Here is an 18,440-nt window from a genome sequence, read left to right on the forward strand (position 1 = left end):
CGCGCGTGTAGGTTGCGCGCCATGCGTTCGTTCCTCCCCGCTTTCGCGCTCGTCCTCCTCGCCGCATGTTCGCCCGCGCCCGAGCCCGCGGCCCCGACGCCGCCCGTGGAGCAGGCTCCGTCTGCCGCACCCGCCGCCTCGGCCGCGCCCGAGGCCCCGGCGGCCCCGGCCGTCGCGGGCGAACGGCTCGCCGCGGATACACCGAAGACCACCGTCGCAGGAAATACGTTCATCGCGCCGAACGGCTGGACGATGACCGTGAAGGGCCCGGCGACGATCCTCGAAGCCCCCGAGGCGGGCTCCCGGATCGCGCTCATCGACGTGCAGGCGAAGGACGCGGACGCGGCCGTCGCGCTCGCGTGGGCCGCGTATGGCGCCGAGAAGAAATGGCCGCTCAAGACGACGGTCGACGCCCCCGACAAGGACGGCTGGACCCACGTTCGCATCTACGACTACCAGACCTCGCCCAACGAGAAGCGCGGCGTCGGCGCCATGGCGCGGTTCGCGAACGACACGTGGACCGTCGTGATCTACGACATGGCGGACGCCGTCGGCGAGAAGCGCGGCGCGCAGGTCTCGCAGATTTATGGCCGCCTTCTCCCCAAGGGGCGAGCGCGCGAGTCGTTCGCGGGGAAGAAGGCGAATTCGCTCGATCCGGCGCGTATCGCCGCGCTCGGGAAGTTCGTCGAGACCGCGCAACAAAAGCTCGGCGTGCCGGGCGTCTCGATCGGCCTCGTGCAGGGCGGCAAGGTGGTGTTCGCCGGCGGGTTCGGCGTGCGCGAGCTCGGCAAGAAGACGGCGGTCGACGCGGACACGCGGTACATCATCGCGTCGAATACGAAAGCGCTGACGACGCTGATGCTCGCGAAGCTCGTCGAGGAAAAGAAGCTCACGTGGGAGACGCCGGCGACGACGCTCTTGCCTTCGTTCAAGCTCGGCGACCAGGACACGACGAGCCGCGTGCTCGTGAAGCACCTGATCTGCGCTTGCACGGGGATGCCGCGGCAGGATCTCGAGTGGCTCTTCCAGTACCAGGGCGTGACGCCCGACGGCGCGCTCGCCACGCTCGCGACGATGCAGCCGACGAGCAAATTCGGCGAGCTCTTCCAGTATTCGAATCCGCTCGCGGCGGCGGCGGGTTTCCTCGGCGGGCACGTGGCGTTCCCGAAGCTCGACCTCGGCAAGGCCTACGACGAGGCGATGCGCACGCGCGTCTTCGATCCGCTCGGCATGAAGGCGGCCACGTTCGATTTCAAGCGCGCGCAGACGGGCAATTACGCGGTGGCGCACGCCCAGGACATCGACGGCAAGTCGGCGAAGGCGATCGGGACGGTGAACGACGCCGTCATCCCGGTGCGCCCCGCGGGCGGCGCCTGGAGCACGGTGAACGACGTGCTCAAGTACGTCCAGATGGAGCTCGCCGAGGGCAAGCTGCCGGACGGGAAACAGTACATCGAAAAAGACATCCTCCTCGCGCGCCGCGCGCCCCAGGTCTCCATCAGCCCGGACGCGACGTACGGCATGGGCCTGATGGTCGACAAGAAATGGGGCGTGACCGTGGTGCATCACGGCGGCGACATGATCGGGTTCCACAGCGACATGATGTGGCTGCCCGAGCACGGCGTCGGGGCCGTGGTGCTGACGAACGGCGACCCGGGCTGGCTCATCCGTTCGATCTTCCAGCGCAAGCTGCTCGAGGTGCTCTTCGACGGTCGCCCCGAGGCGGACACGGAGATCGCGACGATGGGCAAGATGTTCTTCGATCAAATGGCCGCCGAGCGCAAGCTGCTCACGTCTCCGGCCGACGCCGCGGAGTCCGCGAAGCTCGCGGCCCATTACACGAGCGCGGCGCTCGGCGACATCAAGGTGTCGCGCGCGGGCGCCGCGACGACCTTCGATTTCGGGGAGTGGAAGAGCGAGGTCGCGTCGAAAAAGAATCCGGACGGGACGATCTCGTTCGTCACGACGGTACCGGGCATGATCGGTATGGAATTCGTGGTCGGCGGCGGCGCGAAGCGGACCTTGACGATCCGCGACGCCCAGCACGAGTACGTGTTCAACGAGAAGTGAGCCGCGCGAGGGGCCGCGGCGTTGCTCCCGTGCGCCCATGATGGCACGCTGCTCGTATCCGACGCTCCCGCCGAGCGGGCTCCTGCGATGGGATCGCTCGGCGGGGATGCGCTCGGAGACCTCGTTAGGACCCACCGAAACAAGGGGACGCCGGCATGGCCGTACAGCTCAACCACACAATCGTCGCAGCGCGGGACAAGAAGGTCTCCGCCACGTTCCTCGCGGAGATCCTGGGCCTGTCCGCCCCGGTGCCGTTCGGGCATTTCCTCGCCGTGCGCGTCGACAACGACGTCACGCTCGATTTCATGGATGGCCGCGAGGAGATCCGCCCCCAGCACTACGCCTTCCTCGTCAGCGAGGCCGAGTTCGACGAGATTTTCGGTCGAATCCGCGAACGCGGGCTGCCGTACTGGGCCGATCCCTTTCAGCAACGTCCCGGGGAGATCAATCACAATGACGGCGGGCGCGGCGTGTATTTTCCCGATCCCGCCGGGCACTATCTGGAGATCATCACCCGTCCGTACGGCAGCGGCGGCTGAGGGCCAGCCGCCGCCGCGCCCGCTCTCGCGGCGGAGGTCGACTCACTTGAGGATGACGCGGCCCATCGCGAACCGGAAGAAACTCGAATACGCGGCCGCGTCGATGCAGGTGGAGAGGTTCACCGTCGCATTGTTCTTGTCGGTGCAACCCGTCACGACCTTCTGCGCATTCACGGTGAGCTTGTAGGGCGCGCCGGCCCCGCCGACGGGCGCGGCCGGATCGGCCTGGTCGGGCTGCGTCGGGTAGACGGCCGGAACGACGAACCCCACGTTGATCGAGCAGCCGGAGACGAGGATGTCGAGGAACGTGTTCGCGGCGCTGTAGCCCTCCGTGCACGCGAACACGCCGCCGGGCAGGAGCTCGGGCGGAACGGGCGTCTGCGCGAGCGACCGCGTGCCGATGTTGCCGCAGAGCAGGCCAGAGAACGTGGCGTCCTTCTGCCCGAGGGTCGCGAAGCTCTGCAAGGAGGGGTTCAGGTGCTCCGAGGCGAGGTGGCCAGGGGGCGTTCCATTCGACAGGAGCGGCGTCGTGGCCGCGTTGAGGGTGGCGCGGAACTTCGCGCTCGACATGCGGAGGAGCGTCGTGCCGCTCGGGAAGAAGTTGATGGGGAGGCTCATCGAGCCCGGCCCCGCATTCAGGACGCCGCCGGTGATGCTGCCGATGAGCTTGTCGAGCGGGTTGCGGGACGCGTCGAGCGTCGCCGTGTTCGTGTTGTACCACCAATCGAGATCGTTCGTTCCGCTGTAGCTCGCGCCCGCCACGGGCGTCCCACGCACCACGCCGACCTCGACCGACGGATCGTCGACGCCGACGAGGCTCCCGAGGCCGAACATCTTGACGAGGAAGCCCGTCGTCCCGGCCGTGACGCCCTGATCGATGTAGGTCTGGACCTGGGAGCCGGTCACGCCCGCGTCAATCGCCTGGCCAAACCGATTCGGCCCGCAGAAGGCGTCGGTGCCGAACTGGATCTTCAGATAGTTCGACCGCAGGTCTTGCTCGAACTTGCAGACGCCGTCGCAGCCGTCGAGGTTCACCTGGTTGCCGTCGTCGCAATCCTCGCCGGCCTCCCGGATGCCATTGCCGCACATGGCCGTGGGGGCGGTCTTGCAGTTCGCGTCGCAGAGGACGGTGCCCGGCGGCTCGCATTGTTCGCCCTTCGTGGGATCGACGCAGCCGTCGCCGCACGTGGACGCCTTGCACATGCCGGAGGCGCAGACGCCGGCGGCGCACGCGGAGCAGTCGAGGGCCTGCACGCCGGGCATGCACTTCTGCCCGACGTTCGCGCCGTTCATCACGGTCGTGCACGTCTCGACGCCGTTGCAGGTCTCGGCGTCGGGGCAGGAGTCCGGCCCCTTGGTGCACGAGAACGTGCAGTTCGCCTCGCACCCCGCATTGGGGCCGTTCGCCGCGCCGAAATCGCATTGCTCGCCGCCCTGGAGAATGCCGTCGCCGCAGACGGCGCCCGCGCAGACGCCGGCCTTGCAGGTCGCGTTCGGGCCACACGTGGTGCCGTTCTGCGCGGGGTCGGGCAGGGTGACGCAGGTATGGTTCGCGATGCACGCGTTTTGCTGGCAGGGCGGAGCCGCGGGGCAATCGAGCGCGGGATCGACGCATGAGAACGTGCAATCCTGATCGCAGCCGTCGCCGTCGATCAGGTTGCCGTCGTCGCATTGCTCCGGGGGTTTGACCATGCCGTCGATGACGCAAGCGGGAGCGCCGCCGCCCGCGCCGCCCATGCCACCGGCCCCACCCGCGCCGCCGACGCCGCCCATTCCTCCAGCGCCGCCCGCGCCGCCCATTCCTCCAACGCCGCCCATTCCTCCAACGCCGCCCATGCCTCCGACGCCACCGGCGCCGCCGACGCCGCCCATGCCACCGTCACCGCCACCGGCGCCGCCCGTGCCGCCGATGCCGCCGGAGCCGGAGCTCGAGCTGGAGGTGGAGTTCGTGCTCGTGTTTTCGGAGCCGTCGCTGCACGCGACGAGGAGGAGACCACCGAGAGAAATGCCGACGAAGAGACGCTTCATGGGCGCGCATCCTACGCGCACACCTCACCACGAGGCTGGAAAAAATGCGCCGCAGCTGCCCGCGTCACCTCAGCCGAAGTGGTATGCGGACAATCGTTTCCCCCATACCGATCCATTGTAGGCCGTCGTTCCCCGATCGGCGCCCGCCGCCCCGGCGACGACCATCAGCGGCAAGAGGTGCTCCTCCCGCGGGTGCGCGAGGCGCGCGGACGGCGCGCTCGGCCATGCGGCGAGCCGCGCATCCCGCTCCTTCGCGTCCATCGCCATCGTCTCGCGCAGCCAGGCGTCGAACGCCTCCGAAACGGCGCCGGCGCCCGGATCCCGGAAGCCGCGCATGTTGTGATACGTCATGCCGCTGCCGAGGAGGAACACGCCCTCGTCCCGCAGCGGCGCGAGCGCGCGGCCCATCGCGAGGTGCGTTGCCGGATCGAGGCCGAGCTTGAGCGAGAGCTGGATCGTCGGCACGTCCGCGTCCGGATACGTGAGCATGAGCGGCACGAACGTGCCGTGATCGAAGCCGCGCTTCGCGTTCTCCGCCGTCTCGAAGCCCGCCGCGCCGAGCAGCTCACGCACGCGCGAAGCGAGCGCCGGGGCGCCGGGCGCCGGCCATTGAAGCGTGTACGACGCCGGGGGGAAGCCGTAGTAATCGTAAAACATGGGCGGCCTTTCGGCCGTCATCACGGTCGGCACCGGCTCCTCCCAGTGCGCCGAGACCACGAGGAGCGCCTTCGGCGGCGCCTTCGGCAGCGCGCGGATCGAGCGCAGGTACCCCGCGAGCTCGTCGTGCTCCGCCTTGCCCATCCCAACGTCAACGAACGGCCACGGGCCCCCGCCGTGCGGCAGAAACACCACGGGCAAACGCCCCGGGACCGACGGCGCTCGGGGCTCGTCCGCCGAAGGCTCGGCCGCGCCGCCGAGGGCGCCCGGGAGCGCCGCGATCGTCGCCGCTCCGGCGATACCCGCGACGATCGCCTGGCGACGCGTGAGGCCTTCTTCTCGTTCGTGGTTCATCGACTTTTCTCCTCAGCGTGGGACCGAGGAAGGATGCATCCCCGCCCTCGCTCGCACCAGGGCACGCGGGAGAGACACACTGTTCTCCCCGGGGCAACAATCGAAGCGGTAGCCTCAGGTCGTCTCGACGATCTCGGCCCCGAGCCACCCGAGCGCGGTGGCGAGGGGCGTCGTCCGGTGGCGCTCCCGATGCCACGAAAACAAGAGGACGAGGACCTTGCCGGGGACCTCGCCGGTCGCCCCGGCCGCGCGGAGGAGCGAGCGCACCCGCTCCACCTCGTCCTCCGGACAACGGACGGTCAAACCATCGATCTGGACGAGCACGTGCAATGTTCACTCCGAGCCCATGAAAGCGGTGCACGACGAGGCGATGGCCCCTCGCGGCACCTGGCCGGGGGACGCACGCCGCGCTCGTCGCGCGTCATGCAACGGTGGAAACCGGGCGCTTCAGGGCTCAGGTCGAGCCCCGCGACGGCGCGGCGGGGCGCGGGCGGGGTGTGGTGTGCGGCGCTCGAGAAAACAGGCCGCTTCTTCGCGTCGACGCGGGAGCTCCTGGGGGCGCTCCTCGGCGCGGAGGCGCTCTCCTTCGATGCGTGCAGGCGCCCAGGGAAGCGCGCCGGCCGGAGGGTCGAGCGCCGGGCCACTCGCGTCCGAGGCCCGAGCGCGGGTCGACGACAGCGACGATTGCGAAGGGAGATCCCCCCGCTCCTGCACCGCATGCGGGCGCCGAGGACGATGCGGCTTGCGCGAGGCCAGCGGCGCGACCTCGAAACGACGCCCGCCCGACGACGCGGACCGCGACGCCTGCGGCACGGCCCTGCCCCCGCCGTTCGGCCCGCGCGCGAGGACCGCAGCAATGCAGCCTCCCTCGACACCGAGGAAGACGCCGACGAACGCGAGGACCGAGATCACGATGACCACGATGCCCGCATGTGCCCCTCCCCGCCGCCTCGCGCGGCCGGCATCGACGATGCCGGAGGAAGGTGCAAGGGCGCCGATCATTTTGACGTCACACTAACGGCGGGGGCCGCTCGAGCTCAAGGACAAAGCGCGCGAAGCCGAGGTTTTTCCGCGGGATCACCACGATGGCGGTCGAGGTCTCCGCGCGATGGATCTGCGCGCCCGCCCCCGCTCCCGTTTCGTGTATGGGTTTGCCATGAGCGAAACGGCCTCGCGCGACGCCTACCCTCACTTCCTGGTCATTCCGACGCGGTGGATGGACAACGACATCTACGGCCACGTCAACAACGTCGTTTATTACTCGTATTTCGACACCGTCATCAATCGCTGGCTCATCGGCGAAGGCGGGCTCGACATCGAGCGGGGCGACGTGATCGGCGTGGCCGCGGAGTCGCATTGCCGGTACCTGCGCGGCGTGTCGTTCCCGACGGACATCGACGCAGGGCTGCGCGTGGGCAAGCTCGGCCGCTCCAGCGTGCGCTACGAGATCGGGCTCTTCCCGCGCGGCGAGGCGCTCGTGGCCGCGGAGGGATATTTCGTCCACGTCTTCGTGGATCGCGTGAACCGAAAACCCACGCCGATCCCCGATGGGATCCGCGCGGCGCTCGAGCGACTCGTCGTGCCGTCCGTTGCTCAATGATCCCGGCAGAAGGTCTTGCGTTCGTCCCGCCCGTCCCGCATCCTTCGCGCTCGTTCGGGATCCTTCCCGGTAGGAGGTGCTCGAAGAAAAAGATGAGCAAGCGTCGCCTCGCGGTCACGCTTCTTCTTCTGCTCCCGCTCCTCGTGCTCGGAGCCCCCGCAAGGGCGCTCGCCGAGGAGTCCGCGACGACGCCCGCGACGGCGAGGAACGCCGTCGCCGACGCACGCGCGCGCGGGGAGATCCGCTGGGGGAACGATTCGCAAGGAGGCGCGCCGTACGTCTTCCAGGATCCGATGGATCCAAACCACCTCATCGGCTTCGAGGTGGACTTCGCCGCCGCGCTCGCGAACAAGCTCGGCGTGCGCGCGAGGCCCGTGCAAGGGCCGTGGGACGGGCTGCTCGAGCTGCTCGCGCGCGGCGATTTCGACGTGGTCATCAACGGCATCGAGGTCGCCGAGGAGAAGAAGCGCGTCGCCGATCTGTCGCGCCCCTATTACGTCGCCGCCATGCGTCTCACGGTGCGCAAGGGCGACGTCGGCGCGCCGCGCACGCTCGTAGCGCTCCGCGGGCGCAAGGTCGGCACCTTGCCCGGATCGCTCGCCGCGCGACTCTCGGAGCGCGAAGGCGCCGAGGTGAAGACGTACGACGGCGGGCAAAACGACATCTACGACGATCTGCGGATCGGCCGGACCGACGCGGTGCTGCTCGACGATCCGATCACGCTTTATTACGGGGCGATCGATCCCGCGCTGGAGGTCGTCGACGGATCGTTCGGCGAGGCGTCGTATGCGGTGGGCGTGCCGAAGGGGGATACGGAAACGCTCGCCGCGGTGAACGGCGCGATCGACGCGCTCGCGAAGGACGGGACGCTCGCCGCGTTGTACGCGCGCTGGGGCCTCTGGAACGAGCCGACGGAGAAACTGCTCGGCGGGCCGAAGCCCCCGTCCACGGCCGTCGCCGAGGCGCACGACGCGTGGCGCGCCGCCGTCGGCAAACCCCTGCCCTTCTGGTCACGCGTGACGGAGCGGTATCCGGCCACGATCGGCCTGTTCGCGCGCGGCGCGCTGCTCTCGCTCGTGGTCTCGGTGCTCGCGATGGCCGTGGCCGTCACGCTCGGCATGGCGCTCGCGCTCGCGCGCGTCTACGGGCCGAAGCCGCTCCAGTGGCTCGCGGTGGGCTACATCGAGCTCTTCCGCGGCACGCCGCTGCTCGTGCAGCTCACGATGGTGTATTTCGGCCTGCCCGAGCTCGGCCTGACGCTCTCGCCGTTCGTCGCGGGCGTGATCGCGCTCGGGCTGAACTATGCCGCGGCCGAGGCGGAGAACTACCGCGCGGGGCTCGGGAGCGTGCCGGCGGGGCAGATGGACGCGGCGCGGACGCTCGGCCTTTCGAAGCTCGCGGCGCTGCGCCACGTGGCGCTGCCGCAGGCGATCCGCGTGGCCTTGCCGCCGACGACGAACGATTTCATCGCGCTGCTCAAGGACAGCTCGCTCATCTCGGTCGTCACGTTGACCGAGCTCACGAAGACGTACACGAGCCTCGCCAGCGCGATGCGCGATCACCTGGGCCTCGGCCTCGTGGTGGCGCTCTTTTACCTCGGCTTGAGCCTCCCGTTCGCGCGCCTGTCGCGCAGCGTGGAGGAGCGGCTCGGATCGAAGGTCCGAAGGCCGGCATCCGCTTGAAATCGAAGGAGGGAACGATGTCGATCTGCGTCACCGATCTGGTCAAGCGACACCCGGGCGCCGCCGCGCCCGCGCTCGCGGGGCTCTGCATGAAGGTGCCGACGGGCAAGATCGCCAGCGTCCTCGGCCGCAGCGGCGCCGGGAAAACGACGCTCCTGCGCTGTTTGTCCGGGCTCGATCCCTTCGACGGCGGGACGATCGACGTCGGAGGCGTGACGTTCGGCGCGGGCGCGAAGCACGGCTCGTTCGGCGGGAGAATCGGGCTCGTCTTCCAGACGTTCGAGCTCTTCCCGCATCTCTCGGTGCTCGACAACTGCACGCTCGCGCCGCGCGTCGTGCGGGGCGAGGCGCGCGCGCGCGCGGAGGCGCGGGCCATGGATCTGCTCGCGGAGCTCGGCATCGAAGACAAGGCGAGGGCGTACCCGGAGGCGCTCTCCGGCGGGCAGAAGCAACGCGTGGCGATCGCCCGCGCCCTCGCCATGGAGCCCTCGGTCCTGCTCTACGACGAGCCCACCAGTGCGCTCGATCCGGCGCTGAAGCACGAGGTCGGCAGGACGCTTCGGCGCGTGTCCGGGACGGGCGTCACGCAGATCGTCGTGACGCACGATCTGCCCGTGGCGCGCGAGGCTTCGGATCTCGTCTTCGTGCTCGACAAGGGGCGCGTGGCGGCCTTCGGGCCGCCGGAAGAGGTGATCGCCGAAGCCGCGTGAAGCTGCTGGTTCCTTGACAAGGGGCGGCGCCTCGTCTCCCCTACGTTGGGGATCCATGAGTCTCTTTCCCGGCTACGAGATCACGGCGAAGCTGCACGAGACCACGCGGACACTCGTCTACCGGGGCCGCCGCACGCACGACGGGCTCCCCGTGGTGCTCAAGATGCTGCGCCTGGATCGGCCGAGGCCCGAGGAGCTCGCGCGATTCCGCCGCGAATACGAGATCACGAGCGGCCTCCGGCTCGACGGCGTCATTCGCACGCACGAGCTTCTGCGCCACGACGGCCGCCTCACGATCGTGCTCGAGGATTTCGGGGCCGAGCCGCTCGGCGCGTTCCGGGCCCGCGCGCGGCTGCCGATCGCGGAGCTCTTGCCGATCATGGTCGAGCTCGCGCGCATCCTCGGCGAGGTCCACGGGCGCAACATCATTCACAAGGACGTGAACCCGTCCAACATCGTCATCCACCCCGCGACCCGCGAGATCAAGCTCATCGACTTCGGCATCGCGACGGCCCTCTCGCGCGAGAGCGCGCCGATGCGGGATCTCAACGTGCTCGAAGGCACGCTGCGCTACGTGTCGCCGGAGCAGACGGGCCGGACGAACCGGGCCGTCGATCACCGCGCGGATCTCTATTCGCTCGGCGTCACGTTCTACGAGCTCTTGACGGGCCACGTGCCCTTCGAGTCCTCCGACGTGGTGGAGCTCGTGCACCAGCACATCGCGCGCGAGCCTTTGCCTCCCCACGAGCGCGCGCCGGGCATCCCCGCGGCCGTCTCCGACATCACGCGCAAGCTCCTCGCGAAGTCCCCGGAGGATCGATACCAGACGGCCTTTGGGCTCGCGGCCGACCTCGAAGCGTGCGTCGCGGCGCTCGACGAGGGCCGCCCGATCGAGCGCTTCCCCCTCGGCCGGCGCGACGTACCCGACAAACTCCAGATCCCGCAGAAGCTCTACGGACGCGAGGCGGAGATCGGACAGCTCCTCTCCACGTTCGACCGCGTGAGCGAGGGCAAGGCCGAGATGGTCCTCGTCGCCGGCTACTCGGGCGTCGGCAAGAGCGCGCTCGTCAACGAGGTCCACGAGCCCATCCTCGCCAAGCGCGGCTACTTCGTCTCCGGCAAGTTCGATCAGCTGAACCGCGACGTCCCGTACAGCTCGCTGATCCAGGCCTTCCGCGACCTCGTGCGGCAATTCCTCACCGAGAGCGAGGGTCAACTCGCGGTCTGGCAGAAGCGGCTCTCGGCCGCGCTCGGCTCGAACGGTCAGGTGATCCTCGACGTCCTGCCCGAGGTCGAGCTCATCGTCGGCGCCCAGCCGCCGATCTCGCCGCTGCCCGCGAACGAAGCGCAGAACCGCTTCCATTTCGTGTTCCAGAGCTTCGTCCGCGCGCTGACTGTCGGCGGCCATCCGCTCGTGATCTTCCTCGACGACCTGCAGTGGGCCGACTCGCCGTCGCTGAAGCTCCTGCACCTGCTCATGACCGATCCCGACATGAAGCACCTGCTCGTGATCGGCGCGTATCGCGACAACGAGGTCGGCTCGGGGCATCCGCTGCGCATGACGCTGGAGGCGCTGGAGAAAGCCGGCGCCCCCGTGACCGAGCTCTCGCTCTCGCCGCTCTCGATCGAGCACGTGCAGAACCTCGTCGACGACGCCGTGCGCAGCGGCGAGGGCACGCTCGCGCTCGCGGAGATCGCGCTCGAAAAGACGGGCGGAAACCCCTTCTTCCTCGGCCAGTTCCTGCGCTCGCTCGCCGACGAGCGGCTGCTCCGCTTCGATCCGCAGGCCTCGCAGTGGCGGTGGGATCTCCAGGAGATCCGGCGCCGCGACATGACCGACAACGTGGTCGAGCTCATGGCCGCGAAGATCCAGCGGCTCCCCGAGCGGGCGCAGCGCGTGATCGAGCTCGCCGCGTGCATCGGCGCGCGCTTCGAGCTCGCGACGCTCGCGAAGGTGCACGATCACCCGCTGATCGAGACGGCGACGGGGCTCTGGGACGCGCTGCGCGAGGGGCTCGTGGTGCCGATCGGCGACGCCTACCAGCTCGCCGAGCCCGCGGTGCTCGAGGGCACGGACGGGATCCCCGACGCGCATTACAAGTTCCTGCACGACCGCGTGCAGCAGGCCGCCTACTCGCTCATCGCGGAGCACCGGCGCGCCGAGATCCACCTGCAAATCGGCCGGCTCCTGCTCGAGCGCACCCCGCCCGGTCAGCTCGAAGAGCGCCTCTTCGACGTCATCAGCCAGCTCGATCAAGGCAGCGAGCGCATCGAGAGCCTGGAGGAGCGCGCCGAGGTCGCGCGGCTGAACCTGCTCGCAGGAAAAAAAGCGAAGGCCTCGGCCGCGTACGAGCCCGCGCTGCATTACCTCGACGCCGGCATCCGCCTCCTGCCGCCGGGGAGTTTTTCGGATCGGTACGAGCTCGCGTTCGAGCTCTACATCGAGGCGACGGGCGCCGCGTACCTGGCCGGCGACTTCGAGCGCGCGCAGAAGCTCTCGCAGATCGCGCTGGAGCACGCGCGGACGGCGCTCGACAAGGTGCGCATCCACGAGCTCCGGATGCTCTTCCACACGGCGCGCATCGAGTTCGACGCGACGATCCGCGTGGGCCTCCAGGCGCTCGCGCTGCTCGGCGCGCCGCTGCCCGAGGACATCGACACGAACGGCATGCTCGCGCGGTACGCCGAGACGGCCGCGCTCATCGGCAACAGGCCCGTGGAGTCGCTCGCGGATCTGCCGGAGATGGTCGACAAAGCCCAGCTCGCGCGGCTCCGGCTGCTCGTGACGCTCACGGCGCCGGTCTACATCGGCAAGCCCATGCTCTTCGTGCCGGTCATCTGCGAGATGGTGAAGCTCTGCGTCGAGCACGGGCACTCGACGCTCTCGCCGTTCGCCTTCGCCGAGTACGGCGTGGTCCTCAGCGCGTTCGGCGATCCGGACGCCGGCAACCTCTACGGCGATCTCGCGCTCCGGCTCGTCGATCGCTTCGACGCCCGGGCACACCGCGCGAAGATCTACACGCTCGTCGGCAGCTTCATCAAGATCTGGAAGGAGCACCTGCGTGTCTCCTTCGACTACCTCCGCGAGGCGGTCACGACCGGCCTCGACGTGGGCGATCACGAGTTCGTCGGCTACTCCGCGGCCATCTACGCCTCGGCGATCTTCTACGCCGGCGAGCCGCTCGACGTCGTGGTCGCCGACGTGGCCCAGCACATCGACGTGCTGTCGCGCGTCAAGCAAGAGCATGGGCTCTCGTTCGCGCGGATCGTGCGGCAAACCGTGCTGAACCTGATGGGCAAGTCGAAGGATCCGGTCCTGCTCGTGGGCGACAGCCTCGACGAGCGGACGGCGATCCAGCACTTCCTCGAGGTGAAGAGCGAGAACGCGCTCGGCCTCTTGCACATCTCGAAGTGCATGCTCGCGTATCTGTTCGGCGAGACGGCGCTCGCGATCGAGGAGGCCGAGGCCGCCAGGCCCTACCTGAACGCGCTCACGGGGCACATGACGGCGGGGCAGCTCCCGCTCTACCACTCGCTCGCGCTGCTTCGCGCGGCGCGCGTGGCGACGCCGGAGAAACGCGCCGCGCTGCTCGCTCGCGTCGACGAGAACCAGGCGCTCGCGAAGCGCTGGGCCGAGCAGGCGCCCGCGAACTACCTGCACAAGTACGAGCTCGTCGAGGCGGAGCGCGCGCGGCTCCTCGGGCACGCGGCCGAGGCGATGGACCTCTTCGAGCGGGCCATCAAGGGCGCCACGAAGAACGGGTTCGTGCAGGAAGAGGCGCTCGCCTACGAGCTCGCGGCCGAGCATTACCTGGAGCTCGGGCGCACGAAGATCGCCGCGACGTACATGGGCGAGGCGCGCTACGGCTACGTGCGCTGGGGCGCGTCGGCCAAGGTCGCGGCGTTGAACAAGGAGCACGCAGAGCTGCTCGGATCGGCCGCGCCGCCGCCGCCGAGCACGGCGCAGGTCCCCTCGACCGTGAACCTCGGCGTGGAGTCGACGACGGGCAGCGGCGGCGAATCGATCGATCTCGCGACCGTGATGAAGGCCGCCCGCGCGATCTCCGGCGAAATCGTCCTCGAACGGCTGAGCTCCACGCTCATGCGGATCCTCCTGGAGAACGCGGGCGCGCAGCGCGGCTTCTTGATCCTGGAGCGCGAGGGGCAGCTCGTCGTCGCGGTCGAGCACACGATCGATCAAGCCGACGTCATCAGCCACGACGCGACGCCGCTCGATCAAGAAAAGCGCATCGCGGCCGCCATAGTAAAGTACGTCAGCCGCACGCGGGAGAGCGTCGTCCTCCGGGATGCGGCGCGGGAAGGCCGCTTCACGGCCGATCCGTACATCGCGTCGGCGCGGCCGAAGTCCGTGCTCTGCGCGCCGCTCATCGATCGCGGCGCCGTGACGGCCATCATCTACCTCGAGAACAACCTCATCGCGGGCGCGTTCACCGCGTCGAGGCTCGACGTCCTGCGCCTCTTGCTCTCGCAAGCCGCGCTCTCGCTCCACAACGCGCGGCTCTTCGCCGACCTCGAAAAGACCTCCACGCGCCTGCGGGCTTCGAATGATCTGCTCGAAGAGTACAGCCGCACGCTGGAGCAGAAGGTCGACGAGCGGACGCGGGAGCTCTCGGCGAAAAACGCCGAGCTCGGCCTCACGCTCGAGCAGCTCCGCGACACGCAGCAGCAGCTCGTGATGCAGGAGAAGCTCGCGAGCCTCGGCGCGCTGACGGCCGGCATCGCGCACGAGATGAAGAACCCGCTGAACTTCATCATCAACTTCGCCGAGCTCTCCTCGGGGCTCGTCACGGAGCTCGACGAGGGGCTCGCGCAGCTCGACGGCGGGGCGCCGCCGGACACGATCGAGGAGATCCAGGAGACGCTCTCCCTCTTGGGCCAGAACGTCGCGAAGATCGGCGAGCACGGCGTGCGGGCGAACCACATCGTGAACGGGATGCTCCTGCATTCACGCGCCGGGGGCGGAAAACACGAGCCGGCCGATCTGAACGCCGCCCTCGCCGAGGGGCTCGATCTCGCCTACCACGGCTATCGCGGCAAGCTGCCCGGGTTCCACCTGAAGATCGAGAACGACTGCGACGCCTCGGTCGGCCCGGTGGAGATGGCGGTCCAGGACATGGTCCGCGTATTCATCAACGTGATCAACAACGCCTGCTATGCAATGCAGGAGAAGCAACGGACGGCCGGCCCCGGCTTCGCGCCGACGCTCGGGATCCGCACGCGCGGCGACGCGAACCACGTCGAGGTGCGTATCCGCGACAACGGGACGGGTATCCAGGACGAGATCCTCGGAAAGGTCTTCCATCCGTTCTTCACGACGAAACCGCCCGGCGAGGGCACGGGGCTCGGGCTGTCGATCTGCTTCGACACCGTGGTCCAGGGGCACCGCGGTTCGATGCAGGTGCACACCGCGCAGGGAGAGTACACCGAGTTCGTCATAACGCTGCCCAGGCGCCAGAAGCAGCCGGGCGCCTCGTCCGCCGTAGACGCACGAAAACTCATAACGTGACGGTAGGTGAGGTTCGGCGCGGAGATCCTCGGGAAGCCCAAAAACGTAGCTGGATCACCGCTCTGATGCCGTTCGTCCTTGAAGGGCGGACGGAACTGCTGCATGTTCCAGAACGGACATGCACGTTCCCGGACGCCCCATTCGGGTGGCAATCATTGGAGGCGGCTGTGCGTCGATGGCGGCGGCCTTCGAGCTGACGCGGCCCGAGCATCGCGGGCTCTACGACGTCACGGTCTATCAGATGGGCTTCCGGCTCGGCGGCAAAGGCGCCTCGGGCCGCGGGCCGTCGGGCCGCATCGAGGAGCACGGGCTGCACCTCTGGATGGGGTTTTACGAGAATGCGTTCCGCCTGATGCGCTCGTGTTATGGCGAGCTCCGGCGGGATACCCGCGCCTGCCCCATCGCGACGTTCGAGGACGCGTTCGCGCCCGCGCCCGTCGTCGGCGTGACGGATCGCCTGCCGAGCGGCGCCTGGGAGCCGTGGGTCGCCCATTTCCCGCCCGGCAAGGGCATGCCCGGCGGTCCGCTGGAGGAGCGCAATCCATTCAGCGTCGCGGGATACCTCGAGAAGGCGCTCGCGCTCGTCCCCGAGCTCTTGCGTTCGGCGAACGCGGGGCGCGCCGCGGCCGCGTGGTCGGGCCCGGACGGGGCGCGCCGCGCCGGGGCGTCGCCGGGCGACGTGCTCGGGATGATCGAGCGGATCCTGCGGTACGGGCAGCTCGCCACGACGGCGGCCGTGTTCGAGGCCGTGGACCTCCTGCGCACGGCGCTGCAATCGCTGTTCGCGCTCTCGCCGCGGGACAGCGTGCAGGCGACGCTGCTCCGGCTCCTCGACGCGATCGGGGCGGTCGTGCGGCGGGAGCTCGACGCGCTCGTCGGCGGGGACATGGGCCTTCGGCGTGTGTGGGAGGTCGTCGAGCTCATCCTCTGCATCGTGCGCGGATCGCTTCGTTATGGGCTCGCGTTTCACCCGGACGGGTTCGACGCGATCAACGAGTACGAATGGTCGGATTGGCTTCGCCGCAATGGCGCGTCCGAGCGCTCGCTCGACTCCGGGTTCGTCCGCGCGCTTTACGATCTTGCGTTCGCGTACGAGGACGGCGACGTGCGGCGTCCGGCCCTCGCGGCGGGCGTCGCGCTCCGCGGCGCGCTGCGGATGTTCTTCACGTACCGCGGCTCCTTGTTTTTCCGCATGCAGGCCGGCATGGGCGACATCGTGTTCGCCCCGATCTACGAGGTCCTGAAGCAGCGGGGCGCACATTTCGAGTTTTTCCACCGCCTGCGCAATGTGAAACTTTCGCCGCCCGAGGCGGGGCCGGCGCACGTCACGGCGCTCGAATTCGACGTACAGGCCGAGATCGTGGGCGGCGGCGAGTACGCACCGCTCGTCGACGTGAAGGGGCTGCCCTGCTGGCCCTCGACGGCCGACCACCGGCAGCTCGTGGACGGCGAGCGCCTGGAGCGCGAGGGCTGGGCGTTCGAATCGCACTGGGAGACGCGCCGCGCGAAGGAAAAGACAGTACGCGTGGGCGAGGATTTCGATTTCGTCGTGCTCGGCGTGAGCGTCGGCGCCATTCCGCACGTCGCCCCGGAGCTCGTCGAGCGGGCGCCGTCGTGGCGGGCGATGGTGCAGAACGTGAAGAGCGTCGCGACGCAGGCGTTCCAGGTGTGGCTCCGGGCGGACGCGCGGGAGCTCGGCTGGGGTCGGCCCGGGCCGGTGAACGTGTCGGGGTTCGTCGAGCCGTTCGACACGTGGGCGGACATGACGCACCTCGAGCGCGTGGAGAACTTCGAGGAGCCGGTCCGGTCGATTGCGTATTTTTGCAGCGTCCTGCCGGACGTCGCGCCCGAGGGCCCGGATCTGCCGGGCATTGCGCGCGCCTATGTGCGCGACAACGTGGTGCGGTTCCTCGATTGGGACGTGGGCTGGCTCTGGCCCGCGGCCGTCCGCAGGCCGGGCGAATTTCGCTGGGATCTGCTCGTCGACCCCGCGGAGGCCCGCGGCGGCGCGCCGCGGAGCGCGGGGGCCGCGCGGTTCGACTCGCAGTACTGGACGGCGAACGTGAACCCGTCGGATCGGTACGTCCTCTCGCTGCCGGGCAGCATCAAGTACCGCATCTCGCCGCTCGACATGACCTTCGACAACCTGACCATCGCCGGCGACTGGACGCGCTCCGGGCTCGATACGGGCTGCGTCGAGTCGGCCGTGATGTCGGGGCTGCTCGCCGCGCACGCCATCAGCCATTCCCCTCCCCTCGACGAAATCATCGGATACGATCACCCATGAGCCAATGGAATCCGCATGATCGCCCTCCGCCCCATGACGCGCCCGTACAAGACCGGCTGCGGCGCGAGCCACCCGCGCGCACGCAGCCCATCCGGGACGTGCCGTTGATTTTCCGCTCCCCGCCGGAGCGCCGCCCGGAGCCCGCTCCGATGCCGAATGGCCCGGCGGCGGCGCCGAATGGCCACCCCTCGCTCGAAACGGGCGTGTCCACGGCGTATCGCGTGTACGATGAATACATGCGCCGCGGCAGGGACGCGGCGCGGGGGTTCGGCGGCGCGTGGACCGAGGCCGGGCCGGTTTCCTATGGCGACATGGCGCGCAGGGCGATGCGGTACTGGTCGGACGCCATCGGCATGATGTTCGATTTCGCCGGGCCGATGGGCTTTTCCCCCCAGGGACGCGCGCCGCAATCGCCGTATGCGCACCCCTACGGCGGCTACGATCCACGCGCCTATGCACCGCAGGGCCGATACGAACCGCCGCCGCCGTACGGGAGGCCCGAGCCCCCTGCCCCGTTTGGCCGATACGAGCCGCCGCCGCGCGAGCGCTACGAGCCGCCTCCGCAGGGCGCGTATGCGCCGCCGCCGCCGCGCGAGCGCTACGAGCCTCCCCCCGCCCCGCCGTGGGCGAATCGCGGTCCGGGCCCCGCCGCCCCGACACCCGCCGCGCGTCCGTCGCTGGAGGCTCCCGAGCGGGAGGCGGGCATTGCATTGCGCTTCGACGTGCACCTCGGCCGCGCCGCGGAGGTCCGCCTGCACCTCGGGCCCGGCACGGCCGGAAAAAAGCTCGTCGCGCCGGCGCTCAGCGCGCTCGACGCGCAGGGCGCGCCCCCGCTCGAAGGCGTCCGCTTCTCGAACGACGGCGCCATCGGGATCACGCTGCAAATCCCGCCCGATCAGCCCGCCGGCACCTACAGCGGCGTGGTGATCGACGAGGCGAGCCGCTCGCCCGTCGGTCGCGTGACCGTCACCTTGAAGGCCTGACGA

The 18,440-nt window shown here is 69.4% G+C and carries 11 protein-coding genes; 8 read left to right on the forward strand and 3 right to left on the reverse strand.

Annotated features, from left to right (window positions below):
* Positions 1–21: 21 nt before the first annotated feature.
* Both QHF85_RS08960 and QHF85_RS08965 read left to right on the forward strand, forming a co-directional pair.
* A complete protein-coding gene (locus QHF85_RS08960; RefSeq protein WP_281326675.1) occupies positions 22–2,070 on the forward strand; it encodes a serine hydrolase domain-containing protein in 2,049 nt (682 codons plus the stop codon).
* Between the two features lie 155 nt (positions 2,071–2,225).
* On the forward strand, positions 2,226–2,609 hold the full coding sequence (locus QHF85_RS08965; RefSeq protein ID WP_281326676.1) for a VOC family protein: 384 nt from the start codon (positions 2,226–2,228) through the stop codon (positions 2,607–2,609).
* Positions 2,610–2,651: 42 nt separating this feature from the next.
* Here QHF85_RS08965 and QHF85_RS08970 read toward each other — a convergent pair whose 3' ends face one another.
* The 3 genes from QHF85_RS08970 to QHF85_RS08980 all read right to left on the reverse strand — a co-directional run bounded on the left by QHF85_RS08970 (position 2,652) and on the right by QHF85_RS08980 (position 5,978).
* Positions 2,652–4,637 (reverse strand): DUF4215 domain-containing protein, encoded by a 1,986-nt coding sequence (locus tag QHF85_RS08970; protein WP_281326677.1) that lies wholly within the window; start codon positions 4,635–4,637, stop codon positions 2,652–2,654.
* A gap of 69 nt (positions 4,638–4,706) precedes the next feature.
* Positions 4,707–5,648 carry a class III extradiol ring-cleavage dioxygenase gene (locus tag QHF85_RS08975; RefSeq protein ID WP_281326678.1) on the reverse strand — a complete coding sequence of 314 codons (942 nt, stop codon included), beginning with the start codon at positions 5,646–5,648 and terminating at the stop codon, positions 4,707–4,709.
* Positions 5,649–5,762: 114 nt separating this feature from the next.
* The gene (locus QHF85_RS08980; RefSeq protein WP_281326679.1) at positions 5,763–5,978 is read right to left on the reverse strand and encodes a hypothetical protein; all 216 of its coding nucleotides are present in this window, start codon (positions 5,976–5,978) and stop codon (positions 5,763–5,765) included.
* A gap of 826 nt (positions 5,979–6,804) precedes the next feature.
* On the opposite strand from QHF85_RS08980, the gene QHF85_RS08985 reads away from it, so the two are divergent.
* From QHF85_RS08985 to QHF85_RS09010, 6 genes are all read left to right on the forward strand, one after another.
* A complete protein-coding gene (locus tag QHF85_RS08985) occupies positions 6,805–7,248 on the forward strand; it encodes a thioesterase family protein (RefSeq protein ID WP_281326680.1) in 444 nt (147 codons plus the stop codon).
* Positions 7,249–7,340: 92 nt separating this feature from the next.
* Complete coding sequence (locus QHF85_RS08990; protein ID WP_281326681.1) at positions 7,341–8,930, forward strand: ABC transporter substrate-binding protein/permease; 1,590 nt, start codon at positions 7,341–7,343, stop codon at positions 8,928–8,930.
* Positions 8,931–8,947: 17 nt separating this feature from the next.
* Entirely contained in the window at positions 8,948–9,640 is a 693-nt protein-coding gene (locus QHF85_RS08995; RefSeq protein ID WP_281326682.1) for an ATP-binding cassette domain-containing protein, read from the forward strand.
* Between the two features lie 55 nt (positions 9,641–9,695).
* Positions 9,696–15,167, forward strand: coding sequence for an ATP-binding sensor histidine kinase (locus tag QHF85_RS09000; protein WP_281326683.1), 5,472 nt, complete (start codon positions 9,696–9,698; stop codon positions 15,165–15,167).
* A gap of 145 nt (positions 15,168–15,312) precedes the next feature.
* The gene (locus tag QHF85_RS09005; protein ID WP_281326684.1) at positions 15,313–17,454 is read left to right on the forward strand and encodes an FAD-dependent oxidoreductase; all 2,142 of its coding nucleotides are present in this window, start codon (positions 15,313–15,315) and stop codon (positions 17,452–17,454) included.
* Positions 17,451–18,437: a hypothetical protein gene (locus QHF85_RS09010; protein WP_281326685.1), complete on the forward strand. Its 987-nt coding sequence runs from the start codon at positions 17,451–17,453 to the stop codon at positions 18,435–18,437. The genes QHF85_RS09005 and QHF85_RS09010 overlap by 4 nt, the downstream gene beginning before the upstream one ends.
* Positions 18,438–18,440 lie beyond the last annotated feature (3 nt).

The sequence above is a fragment of the Polyangium sp. 6x1 genome (genome assembly GCF_029946515.1).
In the GTDB taxonomy this organism is placed as follows: Bacteria; Myxococcota_A; Polyangia; order Polyangiales; family Polyangiaceae; genus Polyangium.

What these genes read in the sequence shown, in the direction of transcription:
- QHF85_RS08985 (WP_281326680.1), top strand. Translation starts at nt 6,805, where the DNA reads ATGAGCGAAACGGCCTCGCGCGACGCCTACCCTCACTTCCTGGTCATT.
- QHF85_RS08990 (WP_281326681.1), top strand. Translation starts at nt 7,341, where the DNA reads ATGAGCAAGCGTCGCCTCGCGGTCACGCTTCTTCTTCTGCTCCCGCTC.
- QHF85_RS09010 (WP_281326685.1), top strand. Translation starts at nt 17,451, where the DNA reads ATGAGCCAATGGAATCCGCATGATCGCCCTCCGCCCCATGACGCGCCC.
- QHF85_RS08975 (WP_281326678.1), bottom strand. Translation starts at nt 5,648, where the DNA reads ATGAACCACGAACGAGAAGAAGGCCTCACGCGTCGCCAGGCGATCGTC.
- QHF85_RS08960 (WP_281326675.1), top strand. Translation starts at nt 22, where the DNA reads ATGCGTTCGTTCCTCCCCGCTTTCGCGCTCGTCCTCCTCGCCGCATGT.
- QHF85_RS09000 (WP_281326683.1), top strand. Translation starts at nt 9,696, where the DNA reads ATGAGTCTCTTTCCCGGCTACGAGATCACGGCGAAGCTGCACGAGACC.
- QHF85_RS08995 (WP_281326682.1), top strand. Translation starts at nt 8,948, where the DNA reads ATGTCGATCTGCGTCACCGATCTGGTCAAGCGACACCCGGGCGCCGCC.
- QHF85_RS08970 (WP_281326677.1), bottom strand. Translation starts at nt 4,637, where the DNA reads ATGAAGCGTCTCTTCGTCGGCATTTCTCTCGGTGGTCTCCTCCTCGTC.
- QHF85_RS08965 (WP_281326676.1), top strand. Translation starts at nt 2,226, where the DNA reads ATGGCCGTACAGCTCAACCACACAATCGTCGCAGCGCGGGACAAGAAG.